At 73.7% G+C, this 25892-nt stretch carries 25 protein-coding genes and 1 pseudogene; 15 read left to right on the top strand and 11 right to left on the bottom strand.

Going from position 1 to position 25892, the window contains the following annotated elements; genetic code table 11:
• Positions 1 to 78: 78 nt before the first annotated feature.
• Both ACFV4G_RS07060 and ACFV4G_RS07055 read left to right on the top strand, forming a co-directional pair.
• Positions 79 to 1092: a TIGR03842 family LLM class F420-dependent oxidoreductase gene (locus ACFV4G_RS07060; RefSeq protein ID WP_380437331.1), complete on the top strand. Its 1014-nt coding sequence runs from the start codon at positions 79 to 81 to the stop codon at positions 1090 to 1092.
• 77 nt (positions 1093 to 1169) lie between these two features.
• A pseudogene (locus tag ACFV4G_RS07055) lies at positions 1170 to 2687 on the top strand (NCS1 family nucleobase:cation symporter-1).
• 112 nt (positions 2688 to 2799) lie between these two features.
• Here ACFV4G_RS07055 and ACFV4G_RS07050 read toward each other — a convergent pair.
• The gene (locus ACFV4G_RS07050) at positions 2800 to 4038 is read right to left on the bottom strand and encodes a nucleotide disphospho-sugar-binding domain-containing protein (RefSeq protein ID WP_380437329.1); all 1239 of its coding nucleotides are present in this window, start codon (positions 4036 to 4038) and stop codon (positions 2800 to 2802) included.
• A 191-nt stretch (positions 4039 to 4229) separates the two neighbouring features.
• Here ACFV4G_RS07050 and ACFV4G_RS07045 point away from each other — a divergent pair, with 191 nt between their 5' ends.
• Positions 4230 to 4496 carry a GlsB/YeaQ/YmgE family stress response membrane protein gene (locus ACFV4G_RS07045; RefSeq protein WP_380437327.1) on the top strand — a complete coding sequence of 89 codons (267 nt, stop codon included), beginning with the start codon at positions 4230 to 4232 and terminating at the stop codon, positions 4494 to 4496.
• A gap of 50 nt (positions 4497 to 4546) precedes the next feature.
• Here ACFV4G_RS07045 and ACFV4G_RS07040 read toward each other — a convergent pair whose 3' ends face one another.
• The 6 genes from ACFV4G_RS07040 to ACFV4G_RS07015 all read right to left on the bottom strand — a co-directional run bounded on the left by ACFV4G_RS07040 (position 4547) and on the right by ACFV4G_RS07015 (position 9091).
• Positions 4547 to 5470, bottom strand: coding sequence for an ADP-ribosylglycohydrolase family protein (locus ACFV4G_RS07040; RefSeq protein WP_380437325.1), 924 nt, complete (start codon positions 5468 to 5470; stop codon positions 4547 to 4549).
• Between the two features lie 110 nt (positions 5471 to 5580).
• Complete coding sequence (locus ACFV4G_RS07035) at positions 5581 to 6168, bottom strand: TetR family transcriptional regulator (protein WP_380437323.1); 588 nt, start codon at positions 6166 to 6168, stop codon at positions 5581 to 5583.
• Between the two features lie 107 nt (positions 6169 to 6275).
• On the bottom strand, positions 6276 to 7298 hold the full coding sequence (locus ACFV4G_RS07030; protein WP_380437322.1) for an aldo/keto reductase: 1023 nt from the start codon (positions 7296 to 7298) through the stop codon (positions 6276 to 6278).
• Between the two features lie 121 nt (positions 7299 to 7419).
• A complete protein-coding gene (locus ACFV4G_RS07025) occupies positions 7420 to 7926 on the bottom strand; it encodes a (4Fe-4S)-binding protein (protein WP_380437320.1) in 507 nt (168 codons plus the stop codon).
• The gene (locus tag ACFV4G_RS07020) at positions 7926 to 8228 is read right to left on the bottom strand and encodes a GNAT family N-acetyltransferase (protein ID WP_380437318.1); all 303 of its coding nucleotides are present in this window, start codon (positions 8226 to 8228) and stop codon (positions 7926 to 7928) included. The genes ACFV4G_RS07025 and ACFV4G_RS07020 overlap by 1 nt, the downstream gene beginning before the upstream one ends.
• 50 nt (positions 8229 to 8278) lie before the next feature.
• Positions 8279 to 9091, bottom strand: a complete 813-nt coding sequence (locus ACFV4G_RS07015) for a class I SAM-dependent methyltransferase (protein ID WP_380437316.1) — start codon at positions 9089 to 9091, stop codon at positions 8279 to 8281.
• A gap of 173 nt (positions 9092 to 9264) precedes the next feature.
• Here ACFV4G_RS07015 and ACFV4G_RS07010 point away from each other — a divergent pair, with 173 nt between their 5' ends.
• The 8 genes from ACFV4G_RS07010 to paaE all read left to right on the top strand — a co-directional run bounded on the left by ACFV4G_RS07010 (position 9265) and on the right by paaE (position 17852).
• On the top strand, positions 9265 to 10749 hold the full coding sequence (locus tag ACFV4G_RS07010; protein ID WP_380437314.1) for a sensor histidine kinase: 1485 nt from the start codon (positions 9265 to 9267) through the stop codon (positions 10747 to 10749).
• Positions 10746 to 11405, top strand: a complete 660-nt coding sequence (locus tag ACFV4G_RS07005; protein WP_380437312.1) for a response regulator — start codon at positions 10746 to 10748, stop codon at positions 11403 to 11405. Before ACFV4G_RS07010 ends, ACFV4G_RS07005 begins: the two co-directional genes overlap by 4 nt.
• 603 nt (positions 11406 to 12008) lie before the next feature.
• Positions 12009 to 13580 (top strand): M20/M25/M40 family metallo-hydrolase, encoded by a 1572-nt coding sequence (locus tag ACFV4G_RS07000; RefSeq protein WP_380437310.1) that lies wholly within the window; start codon positions 12009 to 12011, stop codon positions 13578 to 13580.
• 268 nt (positions 13581 to 13848) lie between these two features.
• A complete protein-coding gene (paaA, locus tag ACFV4G_RS06995) occupies positions 13849 to 14880 on the top strand; it encodes a 1,2-phenylacetyl-CoA epoxidase subunit PaaA (RefSeq protein WP_380437308.1) in 1032 nt (343 codons plus the stop codon).
• Positions 14877 to 15188 carry a 1,2-phenylacetyl-CoA epoxidase subunit PaaB gene (gene paaB / locus ACFV4G_RS06990; RefSeq protein ID WP_380437306.1) on the top strand — a complete coding sequence of 104 codons (312 nt, stop codon included), beginning with the start codon at positions 14877 to 14879 and terminating at the stop codon, positions 15186 to 15188. The genes paaA and paaB overlap by 4 nt, the downstream gene beginning before the upstream one ends.
• Before the next feature lie 13 nt (positions 15189 to 15201).
• Entirely contained in the window at positions 15202 to 16122 is a 921-nt protein-coding gene (gene paaC, locus ACFV4G_RS06985; RefSeq protein ID WP_380437304.1) for a 1,2-phenylacetyl-CoA epoxidase subunit PaaC, read from the top strand.
• 11 nt (positions 16123 to 16133) lie between these two features.
• Positions 16134 to 16670 carry a 1,2-phenylacetyl-CoA epoxidase subunit PaaD gene (gene paaD, locus ACFV4G_RS06980; protein WP_380437302.1) on the top strand — a complete coding sequence of 179 codons (537 nt, stop codon included), beginning with the start codon at positions 16134 to 16136 and terminating at the stop codon, positions 16668 to 16670.
• Complete coding sequence (gene paaE, locus ACFV4G_RS06975; RefSeq protein ID WP_380437300.1) at positions 16671 to 17852, top strand: 1,2-phenylacetyl-CoA epoxidase subunit PaaE; 1182 nt, start codon at positions 16671 to 16673, stop codon at positions 17850 to 17852. It abuts the gene before it with no gap.
• A gap of 110 nt (positions 17853 to 17962) precedes the next feature.
• On the opposite strand, the gene ACFV4G_RS06970 is transcribed toward paaE, so the two are convergent.
• On the bottom strand, positions 17963 to 19114 hold the full coding sequence (locus ACFV4G_RS06970) for an NAD(P)-binding domain-containing protein (RefSeq protein ID WP_380437298.1): 1152 nt from the start codon (positions 19112 to 19114) through the stop codon (positions 17963 to 17965).
• 123 nt (positions 19115 to 19237) lie between these two features.
• Entirely contained in the window at positions 19238 to 19609 is a 372-nt protein-coding gene (locus ACFV4G_RS06965) for a YbjQ family protein (protein WP_359957476.1), read from the bottom strand.
• 124 nt (positions 19610 to 19733) lie between these two features.
• Here ACFV4G_RS06965 and ACFV4G_RS06960 point away from each other — a divergent pair, with 124 nt between their 5' ends.
• The 3 genes from ACFV4G_RS06960 (at position 19734) to ACFV4G_RS06950 (ending at position 22098) form a co-directional block, all read left to right on the top strand.
• The gene (locus ACFV4G_RS06960) at positions 19734 to 20666 is read left to right on the top strand and encodes a hypothetical protein (protein WP_380437296.1); all 933 of its coding nucleotides are present in this window, start codon (positions 19734 to 19736) and stop codon (positions 20664 to 20666) included.
• A gap of 44 nt (positions 20667 to 20710) precedes the next feature.
• On the top strand, positions 20711 to 21226 hold the full coding sequence (locus tag ACFV4G_RS06955; RefSeq protein WP_380437294.1) for a hypothetical protein: 516 nt from the start codon (positions 20711 to 20713) through the stop codon (positions 21224 to 21226).
• A 161-nt stretch (positions 21227 to 21387) separates the two neighbouring features.
• Positions 21388 to 22098, top strand: a complete 711-nt coding sequence (locus ACFV4G_RS06950) for an aminoacyl-tRNA hydrolase (protein ID WP_380437292.1) — start codon at positions 21388 to 21390, stop codon at positions 22096 to 22098.
• Between the two features lie 195 nt (positions 22099 to 22293).
• Here ACFV4G_RS06950 and ACFV4G_RS06945 read toward each other — a convergent pair whose 3' ends face one another.
• A complete protein-coding gene (locus tag ACFV4G_RS06945; protein ID WP_380437290.1) occupies positions 22294 to 23412 on the bottom strand; it encodes a fatty acid desaturase family protein in 1119 nt (372 codons plus the stop codon).
• A gap of 7 nt (positions 23413 to 23419) precedes the next feature.
• Entirely contained in the window at positions 23420 to 24481 is a 1062-nt protein-coding gene (locus ACFV4G_RS06940; protein WP_380437288.1) for a ferredoxin reductase, read from the bottom strand.
• Between the two features lie 87 nt (positions 24482 to 24568).
• Here ACFV4G_RS06940 and ACFV4G_RS06935 point away from each other — a divergent pair, with 87 nt between their 5' ends.
• Positions 24569 to 25708, top strand: a complete 1140-nt coding sequence (locus ACFV4G_RS06935) for a PucR family transcriptional regulator (protein WP_380437286.1) — start codon at positions 24569 to 24571, stop codon at positions 25706 to 25708.
• Positions 25709 to 25892: the final 184 nt, after the last annotated feature.

Below are 25892 nucleotides of genomic sequence, written 5' to 3'. Positions count from 1 at the left end.
GGCGCCGCGCGCGGGGCCGCCGCCCGGGCCCCCGCCCCGCGCCGCCCCCCCGGCCCCGTTCCCTTCCTGGAGCCACCGATGGACATCGGCCTCGTCCTGCAGACCGATCCGCCCGCCCGCCTGCTCGTCGACCGGATGATCCGCGCCGAACGGGCCGGGTTCAGCCACGGCTGGACCTTCGACTCCTGCGTCCTGTGGCAGGAACCCTTCGTCATCTACAGCCGCATCCTCGCCGAGACCGAACGGCTCACCGTCGGCCCGATGGTCACCAACCCCTCCACCCGCACCTGGGAGGTCACCGCCTCCCTCTTCGCGACCCTCAACGACATGTACGGCAACCGCACCGTCTGCGGCATCGGCCGCGGCGACTCCGCCATGCGCGTCGCCGGACGCCGCCCCGCCACCCTCGACCGGCTCTCCCACGCCATGCACGCCATCAAGGAGTTGGCCGAGGGACGCACCGTCGAGGTGGACGGCACCGAGATGCACCTGCCGTGGGTGCGGCCTGGCGCCTCCCTGCCGATCTGGATGGGGGCGTACGGGCCGAAGGCGCTCGCGCTGACCGGACGCCAAGCGGACGGATTCATCCTGCAGTTGGCCGACCCCTACCTCACCGAGTACATGGTGAAGGCGGTGCGGGCCGCCGCCGTCGAGGCCGGCCGCGACCCCGACAGCGTCACCATCTGCGTGGCCGCGCCCGCCTACGTCACCGCCGACGACTCGCCCGCCGCACTCGCCCACGCCCGTGAGCAGTGCCGGTGGTTCGGCGGCATGGTCGGCAACCACGTCGCCGACCTCGTCAACCACTACGGCGAGCACTCCGACTTCGTCCCGGACGCCCTCACCGACTACATCAAGGACCGCCAGGGCTACGACTACAGCCACCACGGACGCGCCGGGAACCCCGACACCGCCTTCGTCCCGGACGGGATCGTCGACCGCTTCTGCCTCATCGGGCCCCCCGCGGCGCAGCGCGCGCGGCTGGAGGAACTCCGCTCGCTCGGCGTCGACCAGTTCGCCGTCTACGCGATGCACGACGCCGTCGAGGCCACCATCGACGCCTACGGGACGGACGTCATCCCGCAGTTGTGACGCGCGACCGCGCCGTGGCGCCCAAGGCGGTCACGCCCTGCACGGACCACACCCGGGAACGGATAGGGGAGTTACCCATGGCCGACACCGCGACCACCGGCGGCGGACAGCTGCAGCACTCCGACGGACGGGTCGAACTCGACCCGTCCAGCGGGGAGTTGCCTCCCAACGGCTTCACCAACGACGACCTGCGGCCCGTCCCGGTGGCGCGGCGGACCTGGACCACCTACAACTTCCTCGCCCTCTGGGTCGGCATGGCCCACAACATCCCCTCATGGACGCTCGCCTCCGGCCTCGTCGCACTCGGCATGGACTGGAAGCAGGCCGTCCTCACCATCGCCCTCGCCAACCTCATCGTGCTCGCGCCGATGCTGCTCACCGGACACGCGGGCACCAAGTACGGCATCCCGTTCCCGGTGTTCGCCCGCGCCTCCTTCGGGCTGCGCGGCGCCAACCTGCCCGCCCTCATCCGGGCCGCCGTCGCGTGCGCCTGGTTCGGCATCCAGACCTGGATCGGCGGCGAGGGCATCTTCCTGCTCGCGGGCAAACTCCTCGGCGAATCCTGACGCACCGCGGGCGAGTTCGGCGGCTACCCGTGGACGCAGTGGCTCTCCTTCCTGATCTTCTGGCTGATCGAGATGGCCATCATCGCCCGGGGCATGGAAACGCTGCGGCGCTTCGAGAACTGGGCCGCGCCCTTCGTCATCGTGGGCGCCCTCGCGCTCCTCGCCTGGATGGCCCTCAAGGCCGGCGGGCTCGGGCCGCTGCTCGACCAGCCGTCCCAACTCGGCTGGGGCGGCGGCTTCTGGAAGGTCTTCTTCCCGGCGCTGATGGGCATGATCGGCTTCTGGTCGACGCTCTCGCTCAACATCCCCGACTTCACCCGCTTCGGCGGCAGCCAGCGCGCCCAGATCCGCGGCCAGGCCCTCGGCCTCCCAACGACGATGACGCTCTTCGCGCTGCTCTCCGTCCTTGTCACCTCGGGCTCGCAGGCCGTCTACGGCAAGCCGGTGTGGGACCCGATCGAACTCGCCGCGAAGATGGAGAGCCCGGTCGGCCTCCTCTTCGCGCTGCTCACCGTCCTGGTCGCGACGCTGTCGGTGAACATCGCCGCCAACGTCGTCTCGCCCGCCTACGACCTCTCCAACCTGCTGCCCAGGTTCATCGGCTTCCGGACCGGGGCGCTCGTGACGGGCGTCGTCGGGATCGCGATCTTCCCGTGGAAGCTGATCTCCGACCCGCACGTGTACATCTACACCTGGCTCGGAGTGGTCGGCGGCCTGCTCGGCACGGTCGCCGGGGTGCTCATCGCCGACTACTGGGTGCTGCGCCGTACCCGGCTCCGGCTCGCGGAGCTGTACCGGCCGGGCGGGGCGTACTGGTACGCGGGCGGGTGGAACTGGCGAGCCGTGGCCGCGCTCGTGGTCGGCGGCGTGCTGGCGGTCGGCGGGTCACACGGCGGGCCGTTCCCGGCGGAGGGGCTGGTGCCAGCGCTCAGGCCGCTCGCCGATTACGGGTGGGCGGTCGGGTTCGCGGCGTCGTTCGTGCTGTACGCGGGGCTGGGGTGGCGGGGGCGGCTGATGGCGGACGACTGACAGATGACAGATAACAGATTTCAAACTCTGTTATCTGTCATCTGTTTGTTGTCACCTGTCACCTGTCGTCCGTTGCTTGTCGTCCGTCGCTGGTCGCGCGCACCGCTCCCCGTCAGCCGGCAGTCCGCTCGACCGCCGCGAGGACCTTCGCCGTGCCGTCCTCGGCGGCGAGCGTGGCGGCCACCCCCGCGGCCCGGTCGCGGTACCGGGGATCGTCGAGGGTCCGGCGGATGGCGGTCGCGAGGCGGGCGGCGGTGAGGTCGCGGAGGGGGACCGGGCCGGGCGAGACCCCGAGCCGAGCCAGGCGCGCCGACCAGAACGGTGCGTCCAGCTGGGCCGGCACCGGGATGGCCGGTGTGCCGCAGCGCAGGGCCGCGGCCGTGGTCCCGGCGCCCGCGTGGTGGATCACCGCGGCCACCCGCGGGAACAGCCACTCGTGCCGGGTGTCGCCGATCGTGAGCACATCGTCCGTGTCCGCCGCGGTGAGCTCGCTCCACCCCGACTGCAGGACGGCGCGCACCCGGGCGGCACGGACCGCCGCGAGGACGGTGGCGGTGAGCCGCTCCGGATCGGGGACGACCAGGCTGCCGAATCCGACGAACACCGGAGGCGGGACCGCCGCAAGGAAGTCCAGCAGACGCTCCGGCGGCTGCCATCGCCGGTCCGGGCACGGCCACCAGTACCCGGCGACGTCCAAGCGCGGGTGCCAGTCGGTCGGCCGAGGAATGACAGTGGGCGAAAACCCGTGCAGGACCGCGTGGTTGTGCCGCGCGCGGGCGATGCTGAGGCGCGGCAGGCCGAGGCGGCGGCGCAGCGCGCGGACGGCGGGGGCGAAGAGCTGGTCCGTCGCGGTCTGGACGGCGTGGCCGGCGAGCAGGTTGCCGGGCCCGCCGAGCGACCGGGTTCCCGTCACGGCCGGTGCGAACTCCCGGGTGGGAGCGATCGGTTGGAGGTAGAGCCCGATGCTGGGAATGCCGGCGGCCTCGGCGGCGGCCTGGCCGAGCGCGCTGGTGGTGCTGGTGGTGAGCAGGAGGTCGGTGCCGAGTGCGGTGGCGTCGGCGATGCCGTCCCCGAGTGCCGGCATGAACTGACGGCCCAGGCGGAGAAGTCGGAGTACCACGAGCGGTCCCGAACCGGCTTTCAGCAGGCGCCGCCCTTCGTCCGAGGCGAGTGCGGCCCGCGGGTCGACGGGCAGCGGGCGGAATTCGAGTCCGGCGGCGCGCACCTGGTCGGCGAATGTGGTGTGGGTGGCGACGGCGACCTGGTGCCCGGCCGCTCGCAGGCGGGTGCCGAGCCCGGTGAAGGGGGCGACGTCGCCCCGCGATCCGGCGGTGGCGATCAGGATGCGCATGGCCGCAGTATCCCGGCGCCGCCGCCGTGCCGGGAGGGTGCCACGCCCGTGCGTCCACCCTGCGGCCGCCCGTGTACGGGGCCCGGTCGGCGACCGTCCGCCAGTGCGTGCCGGAACCGGCGGACCGCCCTCGGGCGTCCGTACCGGCAGAGCGGTCGGACGGGGCCGTCCGCTGGAGAACGGGAGGGCACATGAGCATCGTCGCCTGGATCGTGCTGGGCCTGATCGCGGGAGGCCTCGCCAAGCTGCTGCTGCCGGGGAGGGACCCGGGCGGCCTGATCGTGACGACCCTGATCGGCATCGCCGGGTCCTTCGTCGGCGGCTGGATCTCCGCGCGCTTCCTGCACCGGCCGGTGGCGACGCACTTCTTCGACCTGGCGACCTGGGCGTCGGCGATCGGCGGCGCGCTCGTACTGCTGATCATCTACCGGCTGCTGTTCGGCAACTCCCGGCGCTGACCAGGCCCGGTGGACGGCGCCCGGTGGACGGCGGCCGGGCGCCGCGCCGGTCAGGCGGTCGCCGGCAGCTCGGCGACCCAGTCCGGCAGGTCCTCACGGGCGGCCAGCCAGGCGGCGGGGACGCCGGCGAGGCCGGTCCGGGCGGCGACCACCCCGGCGGCGATGGCGCAGGTGGTGTCCTTGTCACCCCAGCCTTCGAGGGTGTGCCAGATGGCGTCGGGCAGCGAGTCCAGGTGCCCGGCGGCGGACCAGAGCGCGAACGGCACGGTGTCCGGCGCGGACAGCCGGAAGCCCGAGCCGAGCACGTTCGCGGCGTGCCGGACACTGGCGTGCTCGGGCAGCCGGGCGGCGATCCGCAGGCCGGACCGCACGTCGCCGTCCGGCAGCCGCCCGGCCACCTCGGCCAGCAACTCGGCGCGGGAGGGCGGGTTCTGACCCCGGCTGCGGACGGCGAGCGCCGCGGCGAGTGCGACGGCGACCGAGCCGGCGACGGCCTCCGGGTGGAAGTGCGTGGTGAGCGCCTGGAGTTCGGCCTGCCGGGCCACCTCGTCCAAGTCGTGCGCGAACCACGCGCCGAGCGGCGCGACCCGCATGGCGGTGCCGTTCCCGTGCGAACCCTGCCCGTCGAACTGGGCGGCGGTGACGATCCGCCAGTCCTCGCCCTGATCTATCGCGCGCAGCACCCGGTGCATCGACGGGCCGTACTTGCGCCCGTACTCGCGGGCGTACTCCGCGGCGAAGTCCCGGGCCAGCGTGTCCTGTTGGATCTCGCCGTGGGTCGCCAAGTGGCGGACGAGGACGAGTGCCATCGAGGTGTCGTCCGTCCAGTGCCACGGCGCGGGCCGGGTGAGGCGCGCCGCGAGCGCGGCCGGGGCCTCGTCGAGCGGCACCGAGAACCAGCGGTCGCCGAAGGCGTCGCCGAGGGCGAGCCCGTGCAGGCTGTCGAGAACGGGACCGGTGGTGCCCGCGCGCATGTCATCCTCCGAGTGAGATCAACCGTGCGCGGAAGTCTGCACGAACACCGGGCGGACCGGCGACCGGTTTTCGCTCCGGCGCCGGCCCGCCCGGGCCCGGACGTGCGTCGTCACCTGGCGCGCAGGCCGTTGAGGATGAGCGTCCAGAGGGCCTCGAAGCGCTCGTTCGCCTTCGGGTCGGACCACTCGCCCGCGTACGCGGGGTCGTGGAAGTGCGCCGTGGCCTCGAAGACGGCGCGCGCCGTCGTGAGGATGTGGGCGAGCTTGAAGTCCTTCTTCTCCATGCCGTCCTGGACGATCTGCGCGATCTGGCGGACCATCGTGTCGATGTGCGCCTCGACCGTGCCGCTGTTCTCCTCGACCAGCACCATGTAGGTCGCGAACAGCTGCGGGTCGTCGAGCGCCTTCTTCCGCTTGGCCGCGAACAGCGTCACCAGCCAGCGGTGCAGCCGCTCCTCGGCCGGGCCGCCCTCGATCGAGATGTTCGCGAGCACGAAGTGCGCCTGGTCGAGCCAGCGCTGGGTGACGGCCTCGCGCAGCGCGGCCTTGCTCGGGAAGTGGCGGTAGACGCTGCTGTGGCTGACGCCGAGGATCCGGGCGACGTCCACGACGGTGGCCTTGGCCGGGCCGAACCGCCGCAGGACGTCCTCCGCAGCGGTCAGGATCTGCTCGGCGGTGAGGGTGGTGTCCGTCGTCACGGGAGGTACGTCCTTACAGGAGGGCCGCCCGCCGTGGGGGCGGACGGCGGCGGTACGGGTGGGGGTGTCTGGCGTGCGGTGTGCCGGCCGGGACGTGCTCCGGCCGGTCAGCGCTCGCTGTCGAGGCGGGCCATCTGGTCGGCGGCGTACCGCTCGCCCGCGGCCGAACCGGCGGGGACGACCGCCTCGATGGCCGCGAGGTCGGCGGCGGTGAGCTCGACGTCGAGCGCGCCAAGCGCCTCCGCCAGGCGGTCCCGGCGGCGGGCGCCCACCAGCGGGACGACGTCCTCCCCGCGCGAGGCGACCCAGGCGATGGCGACCTGCGCGACGCTCGCGCCCTTCGCCGTCGCCACGTCGCGCAGCGCCTCGACGAGGGCGAGGTTGTGGGTGAGGTTGTCGCCCTGGAAGCGCGGGCTGTGGCCGCGGAAGTCGGTGCCCGCCAGCGGGCGTTCGGTGTTCCAGTGGCCGCTGAGCAGGCCGCGCGAGAGCACGCCGTAGGCGGTGACGCCGATGCCGAGCTCGCGGGCGGTGGGGAGGACGGCTGCCTCCGCGGACCGGGAGAGCAGCGAGTACTCGATCTGCAGGTCGCTGATCGGGTGCACGGCGGCGGCCCGGCGCAGGGTGTCGGCGCCGACCTCCGACAGGCCGATGTGGCGCACGTAGCCGGCCTTGACGAGGTCCGCGATCGCGCCGACCGTCTCCTCGATCGGGACGTTCGGGTCCAGGCGGGCCGGGCGGTAGACGTCGACGTAGTCGGTGCGCAGGCGGCGCAGGGTGTAGGCGAGCGCCGTCTTGGTGGCGGCGGGACTGGTGTCGTAGCCGACCCACTGGCCGGACGGGTCGCGCTGGGCGCCGAACTTGACGCTGATCTGCACGTCCGAGCGGTCGCGGCCGCGCAGGGCGTCGTGGATCAGCAACTCGTTGTGACCCATGCCGTAGAAGTCGCCGGTGTCGAGGAGCGTGATCCCCGCGTCGAGGGCGGCGTGGATCGTGGCGATGCTCTCGGACTCGTCGGCGGGGCCGTAGAGGTCGGACATGCCCATGCAGCCGAGGCCGAGGGCGGAGGTGAGCGGGCCGGCGGCGCCGAGGGCGCGCTGCGCGGGCTTCGGGGTGCGGTCGGAAGCAGACATGAGGGCTCCAAGGGTCGGTACGGCGCCGGGAGGCGATGGACGAAGTGACCCGGGTGCCACTATGGCACGACAGCGAACAGATTTCAAAATCTGTTTGCTGTCATCTGTTATCTGAAATCTGTTACTCGTCACTCGCAGCCCCGCCATCGGTGGCCTCGCCCCCGCCATTCGTGCCCCCGACATCCGTGCCCTCAGTCCCGCCCCCGCCCCCGCACGCGCCGCTCCGGTCGCAGTACGGCTGCTCGGAGCTGTGTCCGCACCCGCACAGCATCGCCCTCGGCGTCTCCCGCACCTCGCCGTCCGGGCGCGCCACGCGCAGCTCGCCGCGCAGCAGCAACCGCCCGTCCGCGGTCCGCGTCACCGTCGTCGGCCGGTCCGGCGGTTCCGCCTCGCCGTCCGCGAGCCGGTAGCGCAGCGCGCCGGTCGGGCAGCGCCGCACGACCTCGGCGACGTCCGCGGCGGGCGCCGCGTCCGGGGAGATCCACGGCCGCCGACCGGTGTCGAACACCGTCGGCAGCCCGTGCACGCACTCGGCGGCGTGCCGGCAGATCCCCGCGTCGAACGTCACCGTGATCCCCGGGGCCTCGTACGCCTTCGCGCCGCGCGCGGCGGTGCCGTCGCCGCCCATCAGTCGCTCACCCGGCTGTGGTTCTCGTACGCGAGGTCCATGTACTCGGGGTGGCGGATCATCCAGGCCTTGATGAACGGGCAGGTCGCCAGCACCGGCAGGTTCCGGGCGCGGGCGTCGTCCAGCGCGGCGCGGGCCAGCGCGCCCCCGACGCCCTGCCCCTCGAAGTCCGGTTCGACCACCGTGTGCGGGTACACCACCAGGTTGTCGCTGCGCAGGTACTCGGCGAAGCCCGCCATGCGGTCGTCCACCCAGGCCTCGAAGCGGTTCCGCTCCTCGGCATCACGTACGGACAGGGTCATCGCGGGCTCCTCGCTGCCGGAATCGCGGGGCCGGGCGTGGCCCCGGTCCATCATCGAGCGGCCGGAGCCGCGTCGCCCGTCGGTTCGCCGGATACCGTGGCCGTGTCCTCGCCGGCCAGGGGGCGGAGTCCGGTGCGCGGCGCCGCGTCCCAGGCCGCTCGGCCGCCCGGGGCGCGCAGCAGGCAGGCTCGTGCCGGGGGCAGGTTGCGCCACACCGTCCGCTCGCCCAGTCCGTACGCCGCCTCGAACCGTCGCAGCAGGCGGACCACCGCCCGGTGCCGGGCGCCGCGCCGTGGTCCGGAGGTGAGGGTCCGGGCGGCCGTCGTCCCCAGGTAGCCGAAGTACGTCAGCTCGCCGCCGGGGACGAGCAGCCGCACGTACAGGTCCAGGAGCCTTCGGACCTGCGCCGGTTCGAAGTTGGTGAACGGCAGCCCCGACACGATCGCGTCGTAGCGGCCGCCCGCCGGGCCCGCCGCATCGTCCAGCTCCTCGACCCGGCAAGCGGAGAGCCGCAGTTCGAGCCCCGTCGGACGCGCGGCCAGCACCCGGTCCTCGCGCAACCGGTCCGCGAAGCGCGGGTTCGCCTCGACGACGTGCAACCGGTCGCCGGGGCGCAGCACTTGGACCAGCCGCCGGGTCACCGCACCCGTTCCGGCGCCGACCTCCAGTACCGAGATCGGCCGGTTCGGACGGCTGGTCGCCGGAATGACCAGCGCGTTCACCAGCTCCGCGCTGCTCGGGGCCAGCGCACCGGTGTCGTGGAAGGTGCGCAGCGCCTCGGCGAGGAACAGGAGATGGTCGCGGGTCGCCGACGGTGGTGAACTGCCGTGCGGAGATGATGAGTCGGACCATTCGTTCGTCATGCCGTCGACGCTAGGAGCGCCCGAAGTCCCCGGAATCGGCCGACGGACCGCGCCGACCCCTGACGAAAGTCGAGGGTCCCGGTGACCGCAAGGAGGGGGCCGCGCCGCGTCGGCCGCCCGTAGCATCGAGCCGGACGGATGGAGGGATTGTGGGGAGAGGGCGGGGTGGGCCGATGCGCACGGGCCCGCTCGGCTGGTACGGACCCGGCCGCCGCCCATGGGTCGACACGCTGCTCCTGCTCGCCGTCCTCGCGCTCGCCGTCGAGGAAGCGCTCGTCCACTGGTCCCGCACGGACGATCCGTTGCGTGTGCCGGAGGCCGTCGCAGCCACCCTCGCCTCGCTCTCCCTGCTCCTCGCCCGCCGGTATCCGGTGGCCTCCGCCGTGCTGCCGGTCCTCACCGGCGGTCTGCTCAACCGCGCCCTGCCCGGATTGTTCAGCGTCTACCACCTCGCCTATCTCGGCCGCGTAGGTCCCGCCGTCGTCGGCGGCACCGCCATCGCCGTGCTCAACGCCACCCGGGCCGACACACTGGTCGGCTGGGCCGGCACCACCGGATCCCAACTCCTGCTCCAGGCCGCGACACTGTCCGTCGGCCTCTGGCTGCACGGTCGCCGCGTCCTGATCCGCACCCTGCGCGAACAGGTCGAAACACTGAGCCGCGAACGGGAGTTGCGCGCCGAGCAGGCCAGATCCGCCGAACGGGCCCGCATCGCACGGGAGATGCACGACGTCCTCGCCCACCGCCTGAGCCTCCTCGTGCTGCACGCCGGAGTCCTGCGCGACCAGGCCAGGGCCGGTACCGTCGCCGAAGACCCCGACCGGCTCACCCACCGGCTCGAACTCCTGCGCACCACCGCGGCCCACTCCCTCGACGACCTGCGCGACGTCCTCGGGGCGCTGCGCACCGACCCGCCGCCCAGGCAGCCGGCCCGCGAACCGAGGCCGCTGGACGGTGAACCGAGGCCGCTGGACGGTGAACCGGGGCCACGGGCGGAGGAGTCCGCGCGGGTGGCGGCGCCCGCCCTGCGCGATCTCACCGAGCTGGTCGGTGAGGCCGTCGAGGCCGGGCAGGAGGTTGAACTCGCCCTCGCCGGCGATCCCGACGCCGTCCCGACCACCCACCGCCTGGCCGTGCACCGGCTGGTCCAGGAGGCGCTGACGAACGCCCGCAAGCACGCGCACGCCGCACCCGTCACGGTCCGGGTCGGCTACGGAGCCCCGGCCACCACCGTCGAGGTTCGTAATGGTCCAGGATCGGCGACGCCCAACGGCTGTGCGAGTGGCGGAGGTTACGGCCTGGTGGGGCTCGCCGAACGTGTCGCCGCGCTCGGCGGACACCTCGACGCCGGGCCGGACGGCAGTGGCGGCTACCGCCTCTCGGCACGCCTCCCGGCAGCGGAGCGCCCGTCGCAGGCGCTCCCGGAGGTCCCTGCCGCGCATGGGGCGGTGTCGGCTGGAGCGGACGGTCCGCGGCGGCGGCCAGGCCGACCGGATCCGGACGGTCGGGTTTCGGCCGAGTCGGACGCGGAAGGGCCGGATTCCGCTGGGCCGGTTTCGGCCAGGCCGTCGACAGACAGACCGGATCCGGACATAGTGCCCGGCCCGCCCATCCTCCTGACCCCCACTCCGCCCCCGCTGCCCGAGGACGTCCCATGATCCGCACAATGGTGGTCGACGACGACGCACTGGTCCGGCTCGGCCTCGTCGACCTGCTCGCCCAGGACCCGGGGCTCGTCGTCGTCGCCGAGGCCGCCGACGGCCTCCAGGCCGTCGAACTGGCGGCCGCCCGACGGATCGACGTCGCGCTGATGGACATCCGGATGCCCCGCCTCGACGGCATCGCCGCCACCCGCCGCCTGCGCGAGCTGCCCGAGGCCCCGCGCGTCATCGCGCTCACCACCTTCGACCTGGACGAATACGTCTACCGGGCGCTCGCCGCGGGTGCCGACGGCTTCCTGCTCAAGGACACCCCGCCGGCCGAGATCGCGCGGGCCGTGCACGTCGTCGCCGGCGGACAGGGCATGCTCCACCCGTCCGCCGCCCGCCGCCTCATCGACCGCTACCACCGCACGGGCGCGCCCCGGTCCGTCGCGGCCCGCAACAGGGTCTCCGGGCTGACCCCGCGCGAGACCGACGTGCTGCGCGAACTCGCCGACGGACTCTCCAACGCCGAGATCGCGGGCGTCCTCGGGATGCGGGAGAGCACCGTCAAGGCACACGTCAGCCGGATCCTCACCGCCCTCGGCGTCGGCAACCGCGTCCAGGCCGCGCTGATCGCACGCGACGCAGGGCTGGTGGCGGACGGCGCCTGAGCCCGGCGCGTCCCGGCACCGCCTCCGGCTCCCGGCCCGGCGGGTGACCCCGATGCCCCTGGTCGCGCCCCGGATTCGTACCGCGCGCTGAGCCCGTGTCACCCATCCGGCGTGGAAATGCGGCGCCTTGGCGGTTTGCGCTGCCGAAGCGCGGCGGCGGGTCCATGGTGGAGGTGGACGCGATCCGGCGACCGCGTCCGCGCGCCGAACCGGGCCCGCACGCCGAGCGTCCGCCGCCGTTCCCCGACGGGTGCCCGAGGCTGGGTCCGGCCCGGCACGCTGGGAGCAGGGCCACCTCGCAGGAAGCCGAACGGTTCTTCTAGGCTCACATCTCGGCTTCCCTGCGGTGCGCTCACCGCGCCCACCGCTACGAAGCCGCCGTCCACGGGGCACCGGGTGAACCGGAGCCACCGGATCGAGCGAGGAGGACGCAATGCCAAGCACGCCGACCAGCCGTTCCACCGCAGTTGGGCCGGACGGGCCGTCCGGACGGACCGCCCACCATTCCGGCCGCCCGGCCCGGCCCGCCCGGGTCCGGCACGCCGGATGGACCGGCCGGCCGGTGCGGCCGCTGAATACCGGCGGCGGCCGAGGAGGCGAGCGTTGAGTCCCCAGATCGTCGGGTCGCCGCGTGCGACCGCGGCCGCCACGACTGCACCGGCCGCACCCGGACCCGCCGCACCCGCGCCCGCCGCGACTGCGCCCGCCGAGGCCGCACCCGCCGCGACTGCGCCCGCCACGACCGCGCCGAAGTCCACGCCCAGGACGACGTCCACCGCAGCCTCCGCGCCGGTGCCCAAGGCCGCCTCCTCCGTGAACGCCACTGTGACCGCCACCGGGAGGGCGACCGTGCCTGGCGCCACCGAGGGCGAGACCCGGTCCGAAACCCGGTCCGAAACCCGGTCCGAGGCCCGTGCTGCGGCCCGGTCCGAGACCCGTGCTGCCGACACCCATGTCGTCGAGGCCCGGCCCGGCGCCGTCGCCCAACCCGCCTCCACCGCCGCGCTCCCCGGGCTCCCGCAGGCCCTCAGCACCCGCGCCCGGACCCTCGCCGGCGGCGTCCGACGCCGCTGCGCCGACCTGGCGCGGATCGAGTCCCCGAGTGGTGACGCTCCCCGACTCGACGCCCTCGCCGAGGAGTTGGCCGCCGGGTTCCGTGCCACCGGAGCCACCGCCCGTCGCGAACCCGGTCCGGCCGGCGACCACCTCGTCCTGGAGTGGGCGGGGCAGGACGAGACCCTGCCCCACCTGCTCATCGTCGGCCACCACGACACCGTCTGGCCCGTCGGCACCCTCGCCGACTGGCCCGTCGCCGAACAGGACGGCACGCTCACCGGTCCCGGCGTCGTCGACATGAAGGGCGGCCTCGCCGTCCTGGAAGGCGCGTTCGCGCTCCTCGCCGACCTCGGGCAGCGGCCGCACCGCAGCGTGCGGGTGGTCGTGGTGTCCGACGAAGAGATCGGCAGCCCGGACGGGCGGCGCCTCGTGGAGCGCCAACTGCGGGGCGCCGCAGCTGTCCTGGGCCTCGAACCGCCGCATCCGGACGGCCGGCTCAAGACCGCCCGGCGCGGCAGCAGCCGGGTGCGGCTCACCGTCACCGGCCGGGAGGCCCACGCGGGCAACGACTCCCGCGACGGGGTGTCGGCCGTCGACGAGCTCGTCGACCAGCTCGTCGTGGTCCGCGGCCTGGCCGGTCAGCCCGGAACGGAGCTCAACGCCGGTCGGATCAGCGGCGGTTCGCGTGCGAACGTCGTCGCGGGGCGGGCCGAGGCCGAGCTCGGTCTGCGGTTCTCCACCGCCGAGGCGCAGCGCCGGACGCTCGACAACCTGGCCCGGCTGACCGCCCTGCGACCGGGGGCGCGGGTGCGCACCGAGGTGCTGTCGAGCCGTCCGGCGTGGCCGGAGCGCTCGGGCAATCCGCTGCTGAGGCACGTCCGTTCGCTCGCGGCGGTGCTGGGGCAGCAGCTCGACGGCGGTCCGGCGGGCGGCGCGGGGGACACCAACCTGCCCGGCTCGCGAGGACTGCCGACGCTGGACGGCTTCGGCGCGGTCGGCGCCGGGGCGCACGCCCGGCACGAGTACATCCGGATCGATCAGCTCGCGCCCCGGATCGCCCTGCTCGCCGCGCTCCTCGCGGTGCCGCTGCCGAGACTGCGGGACCGCGCGGAGGGCTGACGGGCGAGCGGCCGACGACTGACGACGAACAGATGACAGCGAACAGATGACAGCGAACAGATTTTGAAATCTGTTCGCTGTCATCTGTCTGTCCACCCGCACCGCACCCCCGCACCTCCCGGCGCCCCTGCGTCCCCGCATCCCCCGTCACCCGCGCCATCCCCGCCACCCTCATCCCTTGCCAGGGCCCTGCCTCGCCGCGCAGAATGGTACCGACCGAACGGTCAGTCGGTTGATGCGCGGCGAAGGCACGTGAGAGGGGACCGTGGTGACAGCAGAGGTGGCCGAGCCGGTCCCCGCACAGACGCAGGAGGAGCGGTTCGAGGCGGTGATCGCCGCCGAACAGCGGATCGAGCCCCGGGACTGGATGCCCGACGCCTACCGGGCGACCCTGATCCGCCAGATCGCCCAGCACGCGCACTCCGAGATCATCGGCATGCAGCCCGAGGGCAACTGGCTCACCCGCGCCCCGTCGCTGCGCCGCAAGGCGATCCTCCTCGCGAAGGCCCAGGACGAGGCCGGCCACGGCCTCTACCTCTACGCCGCCGCCGAGACGCTCGGCGTCGACCGCGCCGAGCTGACCGAGAAGCTGATCTCCGGCCGCCAGAAGTACTCCTCGATCTTCAACTACCCGACCCTCACCTTCGCCGACGTCGGCGTGATCGGCTGGCTGGTCGACGGCGCCGCGATCTGCAACCAGGTGCCGCTGTGCCGCTGCAGCTACGGCCCGTACGCCCGCGCGATGGTCCGGGTCTGCAAGGAGGAGTCCTTCCACCAGCGCCAGGGCTACGAGCTGCTCATGACCCTCATGCGTGGCACTGACGCCCAGCGCCGGATGGTCCAGGACGCGGTCGACCGCTGGTGGTGGCCGTCGCTGATGATGTTCGGCCCCTCGGACGCCGACTCCCCGAACACGGCCCGGTCGATGGCGTGGCGGATCAAGCGCCACACCAACGACGAGCTGCGCCAGCGCTTCGTGGACATGACCGTCCCGCAGGCCGAGCACCTCGGCGTGACCCTCCCCGACCCCGAGCTGCGCCGGAACGAGGAGCGCGGCGGCTGGGACTTCGGCGAGCCCGACTGGGCCGAGCTGACCCGCGTCATCAAGGGCCAGGGCCCGTGCAACGCCCAGCGCGTCGAGCGCCGCCGGGCCGCCCACGAGGACGGCGCCTGGGTCCGCGAGGCGGCCGTCGCCTACGCGGAGAAGCGCGCCGCCGAGCACCGGGGCGCCGAGTACCGGACCGCCGAGCACGGGACCGCCGAGCAGCCCAGCAGCACCGAACAGGAGAACGGAAAGTGACCGAGTCCAACGTCGACGGCGCCGCCAAGGCCGGCTGGCCGCTGTACGAGGTGTTCGTGCGCCCCCGGCGCGGCCTGAACCACGTCCACGTCGGTTCGCTGCACGCCTCCGACGACCGGATGGCCCTGCTCGCCGCCCGCGACCTCTACACCCGCCGCAACGAGGGCGTGAGCCTGTGGGTGGTCCGCTCGGACGCGATCACGGCCTCCACCCCGGACGAGCGGGACCCGTTCTTCGAGCCCAGCGGCGACAAGGTCTACCGCCACCCGACCTTCTACGACATCCCCGAGGATGTCCCGCACATCTGACGGGGGAACCACCGTGCACGACCACACCGCACCCGCCGGCACCGCCGCCGCACCGGACGACGACCACGTCTACCTCAGCCTCTCCGAGGCCGCCCCCGGCCCCGAGGGCGAGGGCCGCTGGGCGTACGGGACGGGCTTCGCCGACCCGCTGCTCGGCGTGGACAGCGCCTTGCCCGAGGGCGTGGACGGCGCCGACCTCGCCGCCTACTGCCTGATGCTCGGCGACGACGCCCTGATCCTCGCCCAGCGGCTGATCGAGTGGTGCACCCGCGCGCCCGAGCTGGAGGAGGAGGTCGCGCTCGCCAACCTCGGCCTCGACCTGCTCGGCCAGGCCCGCCTGCTGCTCACCAGGGCCGGCCAGGCGGACGGCACCGGGCGCACCGAGGACGACTTCGCGTACTGGCGCGAGGAGCACGAGTTCCGCAACGTCCGCCTCGTCGAGACGCCGAACGGCGACTTCGCGCACTCGGTCGCCCGCCTGCTCGTGTTCGCGACCGTCCGCGGCGCGCTGTACGAGGCGCTGAGTGCCCACCCGGACCCGGTGCTCGCGGCCGTCGCCGCCCGCGGCGTCAAGGAGCTGGCGTACCACCGCGAGTACGCGACCGCTTGGACGCTGCGGCTCGGCGACGGCACGCCGTACTCGTCGGCGCGCATGCAGGCCGGGCTGGACGCGGTGTGGCCGCTGCTGGAGGAGCTGTTCACGGCGCACCCGGTGGAGCTGCGCGTGGGCGTCGACCCGGCGGCGCTGCGCGAACCGGTGCTGCGCTCGCTCGCCGCGGTCCTCGCCGAGGCGGGGCTGACGGTGCCGGACGTGCTGCCGCTGGCCACCGTCCTGGGCCGCGCGGGCCGGGACGGCGTGCACACGGAGGTACTGGGACCGCTGCTCGCGGAGCTGCAGGTGGTGGCCCGCGCCCACCCGGGGGCGACGTGGTGACGGGCGCGGGCGTGTCGGCGGAGCCCACCGTGCGGGACCTGGCCCGCGCGATCGCCGCGGCCGTCCCGGACCCGGAGCTGCCCATGCTCACCCTGGCCGACCTGGGGGTGCTGGCCGACGTCGAGGCGGACGGCGCCACGGGCGCGGTGACCGCCTGGCTGACCCCGACGTACTCGGGCTGCCCGGCCGTCGCGGAGATGGCCGCCGACGTCGACCGCCGCCTGCGCGCGGCCGGCTACCGGGACGTCCGGGTGCGGCTGCGGCTGGACCCGCCGTGGTCCACCGACATGATCACCGCCGAGGGCCGCCGCAAGCTCGCCGAGGCGGGCATCGCCCCGCCGCGCCCGGGCGCGGGGGCCGCTGGTGCGGCGCCGGTCGCGCTCACCCTGGGCCCCACCCGGACGGCCGCCTCCGCCGCCCCAGTGCCGTGCCCGCAGTGCGGGAGCGCCGACACGGAGGAGCTGTCCCGGTTCGGTTCCACCGCCTGCAAGGCCCTCTGGCGCTGCCGCGCCTGCCGCGAGCCGTTCGAACGCGTCAAGGAGATCTGAATGCCCGCCGCCAGCGCCGAGACCAGCGCCGAGACCAGCACGGAGACCAGTGCCGAGAACAGCGCTGAGACCAGCGCCGGGATCAGCGTCGCGGCTCCCGCGGCCGCCCGCCGCCCCGTCTTCCACCACCTGCGGATCTCCGGGATCGAACGGCTCTGCGAGGACGCCGTCGCGGTGACCTTCGCCGTGCCGGACGCGCTCGCCGCCGCGTACGCGTTCCGGCCCGGGCAGACGCTGACGCTGCGCCAGGAGGTGAACGGCTGCGACGAGCGCCGCTCGTACTCGATCTGCGCCCCCGCCGGCGGCCCGCTGCGGATCGCCGTCCGCGAGGTGCCGGGCGGTCTGTTCTCCCGTCGGCTGGTGCGCGAGGCCCGGGTCGGCGACGAGCTGGAGGTGCTCACGCCCACCGGCCTGTTCAGCCCCGAACTCGGCGTCCCCGCCGACCACGTGCTGCTCGCGGCCGGCTCCGGCATCACCCCGATGCTGTCGATCGCCGCGTCCGTCCTGGCCGCCGACCGCGCCTCCACCGTCACCCTCCTCTACGGCAACCGGCGCAGCGACACCGTCATGTTCGCCGACGAGCTGGCCGACCTGAAGGACCGCTACCTCGGCCGCTTCCAGCTGGTCCACGTGCTGTCCCGGGAGACCAGGGACGCCGAACTGCTCAGCGGCCGTCTGGACCCCGAGCGGGTGCGCGCGCTGCTCGGCGCCCTCGTGGACGTCGGGCGGGTCGGGCACTGGTGGCTGTGCGGCCCGTTCGGCATGGTCGCCGGGGCGAAGGACCTGCTCGCCGAACTGGGCGTGCCGGGCGAGCGCGTCCACCAGGAGCTGTTCCACGCCGAGGACGAGCCGGTCACGGAGCGGGCCGACGACCCCGACGCGGCGGACGCCGGGGCGGACGGCGTGCACAGCGAGGTCACCGTCGTCCTCGACGGGCGCGGCAGCACGCTCTCCCTCCCGCGCGACCGCTCGATCCTCGACGGGGCCCAGCGCTCCCGCCCCGACCTGCCGTTCGCCTGCAAGGGCGGCGTCTGCGGCACCTGCCGCGCGCTCGTCACCGACGGCGAGGTGGAGATGCGCCGCAACTTCGCGCTGGAGGAGAAGGAACTGGCCGCGGGCTACGTCCTCACCTGCCAGGCCCGCCCGCTGACGGACCGGGTGACGGTCGACTACGACCGCTGAGCTGACCCGGGACCTGCCGCCGGACCGCCGTCAGCTGGATCCGGACCGCGCCCGGACCGCGCCCGGACCGCGCCCGGACCGCGCCCGGACCGTGTCGGACCCCGACCACGTCAGACCCCGACCGGGTCGGGACGCCTCGTCGGCTCACCCGCCAGATCCCCCGCCGGGTCGCCGAGCAGGCGGACCAGGTCGTTGACGGCGGCGCGCCCGGCCCGGTTGGCGCCGACCGTGCTCGCCGACGGCCCGTAGCCGACGAGGTGGACGCGCGGATCCGCGGTGGCCCGGGTCCCGGTGAGGGCGATGCCGCCGCCGGGGGAGCGCAGCCCGAGCGGGGCGAGGTGCCCGACCTCGGGGCGGAAGCCGGTCGCCCACACGATCGCGTCCACCGCCGACTCCTCGTCCCCCCAGGCGACTCCGTGCTCGGTGAGCCGGTCGAACATCGGCCGGCGGTGCAGCGCGCCCAGCTCCTCGGCACGCCGGTACGCGACGGACGGGCCGAGCCCGGTCACGCTCACCACGCTGCGCACGGGCAGTCCCAGGCGGACCCGCTCCTCGACCTTCGCGACCACTGCCCGCCCGTACTCGGGGGTGAACGGCCCCTCGTGGAAGACCGGCGGGGTCCGCGTGACCCACACCGTCTCGCCGACCGCCGCGACCTCCGACAGCACCTGGATCGCGGACGCCCCGCCGCCCACCACCAGCACGCGCTTCCCGACGAACTCCGCCGGCCCGCGGTACTCGACGTAGTGCAGCTGCCGCCCGGCGAAGTGGCCCGGGTAGTGCGGCAGGAACGGGCGGGTCCAGGTGCCGGTGGCGTTGATCAATGCCCGGGTGGACCAGGTGCCGTGGTCGGTCTCGACCAGCAGCCGCGAGTCCGGCCGGTCCGACTCGGCGCGCACCGCGTGGACGGTCACGGGGCGCACGACGGGGAGCGCGTGCCGCGCCTCGTACGCCGCGAAGTACCCCGGCACGACCTCGCGGGCGGCGGAGGCCGGGTCGGGGGCGGGCAGTTCGGCGTCGGGCAGGTCGTGGAAACCGTGCACGGTGGCCATCCGCAGGGAGGGCGAGCGGTGGGCCCATGCGCCGCCCGGACCACTCCCCGCGTCGAGCACGACGAAGCCGCCGTCGGCGTCCGCCCGGTAGGGGGCGACGCCGCGGCGGCGCAGGTGGTAGGCGGCGGACAGGCCCGCCTGCCCGGCACCCGCCACCAGGACGTCCACCCGCCGCTGCCCCGCGTCGTCGGTTGCACCGTAAACAGTCACGCCGATGAAACATCGGGGGGTGGGGCGGGTGTTCCCCGCAGTGCCCGGCAGCCCCGGGCGGCTCCGGGGAGCCCCGGAGCCCCCAGGAGCCCCCGGGGGCACGGATCAGCCGGACCGGCCGCCTCAGGTCGTCGGGGAGATCACGGCCGCCGTGCCGTACGCGCAGACCTCGGTGCCGACGTCCGCCGCCTCCGTCACGTCGAAGCGCATCATCAGGACCGCGTTGCCCCCGCGCGCCTTGGTCTGCTCGACCAGCCGCTCCATCGCCTCGTTGCGGCTCTCCACCAGGGTCTTCGTCAGACCCTTCAGCTCGCCGCCGATCAGCGACTTCAGCCCGGCACCGATCTGGCTGCCGATGTGCCGGCTGCGCACGGTCAGCCCGAACACCTCGCCGATCACGTGGTCGACGCGGAAGCCGGGGATGTCGTTGGTGGTCACGACCAGGACGTCGGCGTTCGGGCCCTGCCCACCGCCGTACTCGTTGATGTCAGCCATGGGGCCCATCCTGCCGCCGTCGCGCGTCCGAGTGACAGAGGCGTGGCCGGGGCGTGGCGGACAAGGTGTCCGGAAGCTGGTTCAGACCGGTGATCGGGCGGCCGAAAAGCCGTACCGTAGCCCCATGGGCGAGCGAAGCGATCATCCACAGGGGCCGGGCGCGGCGGAGGACTCCGGTGCGCAGGAGATCGAAGCGACGGTGGTGCTGGGCCTGCGGATCACCAACTGGCCGGCGCTGCGCGCCGCGGCGATCGCGGCCGTGGAGGAACTGGACTTCGACGGCATCGATCCGGCGGGCCAGCGCCGTGACCTGCTGCGCGAGGTGGCCGAGGACGCCAACGCGGCGCTCGGTGCGCTGCTGCACCCGGACCGGCTGGTGGCCGCGATCCCGGGCGTCGAGGCGATCGGCGGGACGCTGGAGATCAGCGTCACCGAGGACTTCGCGCCGGATTTCGCCGAGCTGTTCCCGCTGGAGGGCGACGACGAGGACGGCGGCGGCGCGGGCGGGGACTGGACGCTCACCCCGCGCACCGCGTGCCTCCTGCACGCCCAGCTGCTCGGGCTGGCCGACGCCGCGTACGACGACCTCGACGAGCACGGGGACGACCCGGTCGCCGACGGCGAGGACGCCGACTGGACGGTCTTCGCCCGGCTGCCCCAGCGCACCTGGCGCCTCCACCGGGGCTGGCGACGCGGGATGGCCCGGGCGTTCGACGACCTGGCCGACGACCTCGCGCTCGGCGAGTGGCCGCTGCCGCGCTGCCTGGCCGAGGAGATCGCGCTGCGGATGGCCCTCCTCGACGCCCGCGCGCTGCTCGGCGCGCAGCCCGAGTCGGTGGCCGACATGATGGGAGACCTGCCCGCCGACCTGTACGACTACGACTGGGACGGCTGCCACGACGAGCTGTTCGGCGTCTACGGGCCGGACGACGGCGACCCGGAGCTCGCCACCGAGCAGCGCACCGAGCTGCTGCTGGCGGCGACGCACCCGGAGGGCTGGTTCCTGGCCTACGAGGACGCGGAGGAGCGGGACGGCCAGCGCGGCTACCGGCGCTGACCCGCCGTCCGGCGCGTTCCGGGGGCGGCGGCTAGGCTGCGGACATGTCCGATGTATCTGATATGCGCGACGTGCCCGCAGGCCCGGACGGGCTCCCGGCGGCCGGGGACGACCAGTTCCTCTCCCGGATCGCGCTCGGACTGGACGGCGTGCAGGCGGCGCAGCGCGGCCGTACGGCCGAGGCGCGGGCCAGCTTCGAGGCGCTGTGGGAGGCGCTCGGCGAGCGCGGCGACGTCTTCCACCGCTGCGTGCTCGCCCACTACCTGGCGGACCTCCAGGACGATCCGCGGGCCGAACTGGAGTGGGACCGCCGGGCGCTGGCCGCCGCCGACTCGCTGACCGCCGAGCGGGCCCAGACGTACGAGTCCGCGCTCCAGGTGCGGGCGTTCTACCCGTCGCTGCACCTCAACCTGGCCTCCGACCACCTCAAGCTGGGCGAGGCCGACCTCGCGCGCGAGCAACTGGAGCGTGCCGTCCGCAGCCTGGACGCCCTGCCGGAGGACGCCTACAGCGCGGGCATCCGTGCGGCGGTGGACGAGCTGCGGCAGCGGCTGCGGTAGCCGCCGGCGGGTCTGGCCGGTGGGTGTGACCGGCGGCTGTGACCGGCGGGTGTGACCGGCGGGGTCTGGCCGGCGGGTGTGACCGACGGGTGCGGCAGAGGGCTGGGGCCGGGCGGGACCTGCCGTGATCGGGTGACCCGGGGGGCTGGCATGCTGGACGGGTGACTTCTCCGTTCGATGCCCCCGTTCCCGTGCCCACCTCGGACGACCGCGACGGCCGGCCGCAGTACGTGCTGCCGCTGGTGGTGCGGATGGAGCGGGCCACGCCGCCCGGGCGGACGGACGCGCTGGAGACGTCGGCCCGCGCCGTGCTCACGCTGCTCGCCGACCCGCGGGTCACCGAGGCGGACGGCGAGTGGACCGAGCGGGTCGCCGCGTGGGAGGACGCGCGGATCCGCAAGGTGGTCCGGCGGGCCCGGGGCGGGGAGTGGCGCCGGGCCGGCGAACTGCCGGGGATCACCGTGCGGGGGCGGGAGGCGGAGGTGCGGGTGTTCCCGCCGGTCCCGCTGGACGGGTGGCCGAAGGAGCTCGCGAAGCTCCAGGTCTCGGGGACGGACCTGGAGGAGACCGAGGAGATCGGCGCCCCGCAGGCGGGCCTGCCGGTGCTGTGGCTCAACCCGGACGTGGAGATGAGCGCGGGCAAGACGATGGCCCAGACCGGGCACGCGGCCCAGCTCGCCTGGTGGCGGCTGGACGAGGCGCAGCGCAAGGAATGGGCCGAGTCCGATTTCGCGCTCGCCGTGCGGACGCCGACGCCGGAAGCGTGGGCGGAGCTGGTGGCGAGCGGCCTCCCGGTGGTCCGCGACGCGGGCTTCACCGAGATCGCCCCCGGCAGCTGCACGGTGATCGCGGAGCACCCGGCGCTGCGCTGAGCCCGAGAACCGGATGCCGTCGGCGCGTCGACGGTGCCCCGGAGCGGAGCCGGCGCCCGGCCTCCTCGGTCCTGCCTGGCCGGGCCGGGTCGACGCCGTGTCGGGCTGCCGTCCCGGCCGCCGTGGTCCGCGGGCCGTCGAGCGTGGCGAGGGCTCCCGCGCGGATGTCGTCACCGGGAGGACCAGTACCGGGCGTCAGGCCGCGATGAGCTCCTTCTCGCGGGCCGGTGTCTCGGCCTTGGGCTTCCTGTTCGGCAGCGAGAGCCGGAAGACCTTGCGCCACGCGGAGAACACCTGCTTGGGCAGCGGCCCGGTGACGTACTCCAGCTCGTACTTCTCGAACAGCGCGCGCACCTTCACCGCGACTTCGGCGTACCGGTTGCTCGGCAGGTCCGGGAACAGGTGATGCTCGATCTGGTGGGACAGGTTGCCCGTCATGAAGTGCATGGCCCTGCTGCCGCTGATGTTCGCCGAGCCCATCATCTGGCGCAGGTACCACTGGCCGCGCGTTTCGCCCTTGACCGACCGGCGCTCGAAGACCTGTACGCCCTCGGGGAAGTGCCCGCACATGATCACCGAGTGGGTCCAGATGTTGCGGACCAGGTTCGCGGTGAACGTGGCGGCGAGCGTGGTGAGGAACGACGGGCCCGACAGCAGCGGGTGGATCACGTAGTCCTTGAGCACCTGCTTGCGGATCTTGCGGCCCACGGCCTTCGCCCGCGCGCGGAACTCCGGGTTCCCGCGGCGGCGCTTGTGCAGGTTCTTGCCGAGTTCGAGGTCGTATGCCGCGATGCCGTACTCGAAGAAGCAGGCGTTGACGAAGTTCCACAGCGGTTGGCCGAGGTGGAGCGGGTGCCACTTCTGGTCCTCGTCGACGCGCATGATGCCGTATCCGAGGTCGTTGTCCTTGCCGATCACGTTGGTGTACGTGTGGTGCAGCTCGTTGTGCGAGTGCTTCCACTGCTCGGCCGGCGAGACGTGGTCCCACTCCCAGGTGGTGGAGTGGATCTTCGGGTCCCGCATCCAGTCCCACTGGCCGTGCAGGACGTTGTGGCCGATCTCCATGTTGTCCATGATCTTCGCCACGGACAGGCCGGCGGTGCCGAGCAGCCACGCGGGCGGGAAGATCGAGAACAGCAGCACGCCCCTGCTGGCCAGCTCGAGCTTGCGCTGCGCCGAGATGACCTTGCGGATGTAGGCGGCGTCCTTCTCACCGCGGTCGGCGATCACCGCGTCGCGGATCGCGTCCAGCTCGCGGCCGAGCTCCTCGATCTGCTCCGCGGTCAGGTGGGCGGTGGGGTCGATTGCGGTCAAGGTGCCTCTACCGTTCGATGTCGCAGGGGCCCGCCGCGGCGGACACGCAGGTCTGGATGAGGACGCCCGGCTCGGCCTCGGTGATCTCGCCGGTGCGCAGGTCGCGGACGGCGCCCGCCTTGAGCGGCGTGACGCAGCCGAAGCAGATGCCCATGCGGCACCCGGAGGGCATGAGCACGCCGGCTTCCTCGCCGATGTCCAGCAACGGCGTGACGCCGTCCGCGTCGACGGTCTTGCCGGTGGTGCTGAACGTGACCTCGCCGCCGCCGTCGCCGTTGCCGGCGACGATGCGGGGGCGGAACCGTTCGGTGTGCAGGCGCTCTCGGACGCCGTGTTCGGTCCAGTGCCCCTCTGCGGCGTCGAGCAGGCCCGCGGGCCCGCAGGCCCAGGTCTCGCGCTCGGCCCAGTCGGGCACGAGTTCGGCGAGGCGGGCGATGTCGAGCCTGCCGCCGGTGGAGGTGTGCACCTCGGTGAGGCGCAGCTTCTTGTCCGCGACCAGGCCGTGCAGTTCGTCGCGGAAGATCACGTCTTGCGGCCGGGGCGCGCAGTGGACCATGACGACGTCGTCGAACTCGATGTCGCGCAGCATGCCCATCACGGGCGTGATGCCGCTGCCGGCCGTCAGGTAGAGCACCTTGGCGGGCTTGGCGCGCGGCAGCACGAAGTCACCGGTCGGCTGATCGAGCTGGACCAGCGTGCCCGGGGTCGCCCTGCGGACGAGGTGGTTGCTGACCTTGCCGTCCGGGATCGCCTTCACGGTGATCGTGATGCGGCCGTCCCGGCGGTCCGTCGGTGAGGTGATGGAGTAGGAACGCCACAGGCGCCTCCCGTCGACGTCGACCCCGATCCGTACGTACTGACCGGCAGTGTGGCCGCGCCAGCCCCGTCCCGGCCTGATCACGACGGTCGCGGCGTCACTCGTCTCGGGGTGCACGGCCTCGATGCGCCCACGCAGGTCGGCGCCCGCACGCAGCGGGCTGACCAGGTCGAGGTAGTCCGACGGCAGCAGCGGCGTCGTGACCATCTCCAGCAGTTTCCACGCCCTGCTGCGGAGCGCTGCACTCGTCATGACTCCAGCTTGCTGCGCCTCGGGGCGTAAAGTCCTGACCATAGGACGTAAATCCGATCGGCTGAGTTGTTCGCAGGGAACAAGAACATGAGCCAAGCAATCCGGAGGGCCGGCGAGCTGGTCCTGGACGAGACGACGGTCACCGCGCTTCGGGCCGCGCTGACGGCCACCGCCGACGAGGTCGTCGAGGCGATCATCGACGAGGTCCCTCCCTACGCCAACGCGCTTTCGGGCCGCATGGGCGGCACCATCCGCCGAGCCGTCCGCACCGCCCTGGGGCACTACCTGGACCTCGCGAGCGGGAACGCCACGGGCGGCGACGCCGGTGACGCGGCCTACGAGCTGGGCCGCGGCGAGGTGCGGGACGGCCGTTCGATGGACGCCCTGCTCAGCGCCTACCGCGTCGGCGCCCGTGTGGCCTGGCGATGCCTGGCAGCGGGTGCCGTGCCCGCGGGTCTGCCCGCCGCCGAGGTCGCCAAGTTCGCCGAGCTGACCTTCGCCTACATCGACGAGCTCTCCGCCGCGAGCGCCGCGGGCCATGCCGACGAACTGGCCGCCCGGGGCAGGGCCCAGGAGCGCCACCTGGAACACCTGGCCCGCGACCTCCTCGCCGGCGCGAGTCCGGACGTGCTGCTGGCCTCCGTTCAACGGGCCGGGTGGCAGCCCCCGGTTACGCTGACCGCGGTCCTGCTGCCCGCCGCCCAGGCCCGGCCCGCCTACCGCGTGCTCGACCCGAGCACCCTCGTCCTCGACGATCTGCCGGACGCCACCGGTGTGCTGCTCGTCCCCGATGCCGACCGGCCACACCTCCTGCGGCAGCTGACCGACCGCACCGCCGTGGTCGGCCCGGCACGGCCATGGATTCGTGCATCCGCCTCGTACGCGCGAGCCGTCCGTGCGCGCTCCCTCTCCTCTGAGATTCGCGACACCGAGGACCACCTGCCCGAGCTGGTGCTGAGCGCGGACGCGGACGCGTTCGCAGACCTGCGTACCCGAGCCCTCGCGCCGTTGCGGACCCTGCCTGTCGCGACCGCACGGCGGCTGGAGGAGACGTTGCGGGCGTGGCTGCTGCACCAGGGCAGGCGGGACGAGGTGGCGGCGGCGTTGTTCGTCCATCCTCAGACGGTCCGCTACCGGATGTCGCAGCTGCGGGAGCTGTTTCCGGATCTCGCCTCGCCCGACCGGGTCCTTGAACTGACCCTGGCGGTGGGTCTTCGGGGCGGCTGACGCGTACTTCGACCGTCCACGGCTGTGTCTGGCCGCCTTGCCCGAGCGGCGAACGGTCGTCGGGTGACGGCGAACAGGTAACAGCGAACAGATAACAGATTTCAAAATCTGAAATCTGTTATCTGTTCGCGGTTTGTGGGCACCCGACGGCGGGGACGCCGCCCCCCGCGCGCCCGCCCCCAGG

Source organism: Kitasatospora sp. NPDC059747 (assembly GCF_042732955.1).
Lineage (GTDB): Bacteria > Actinomycetota > Actinomycetes > Streptomycetales > Streptomycetaceae > Kitasatospora.
This window is presented reverse-complemented; position numbering and strand designations above follow the sequence as displayed.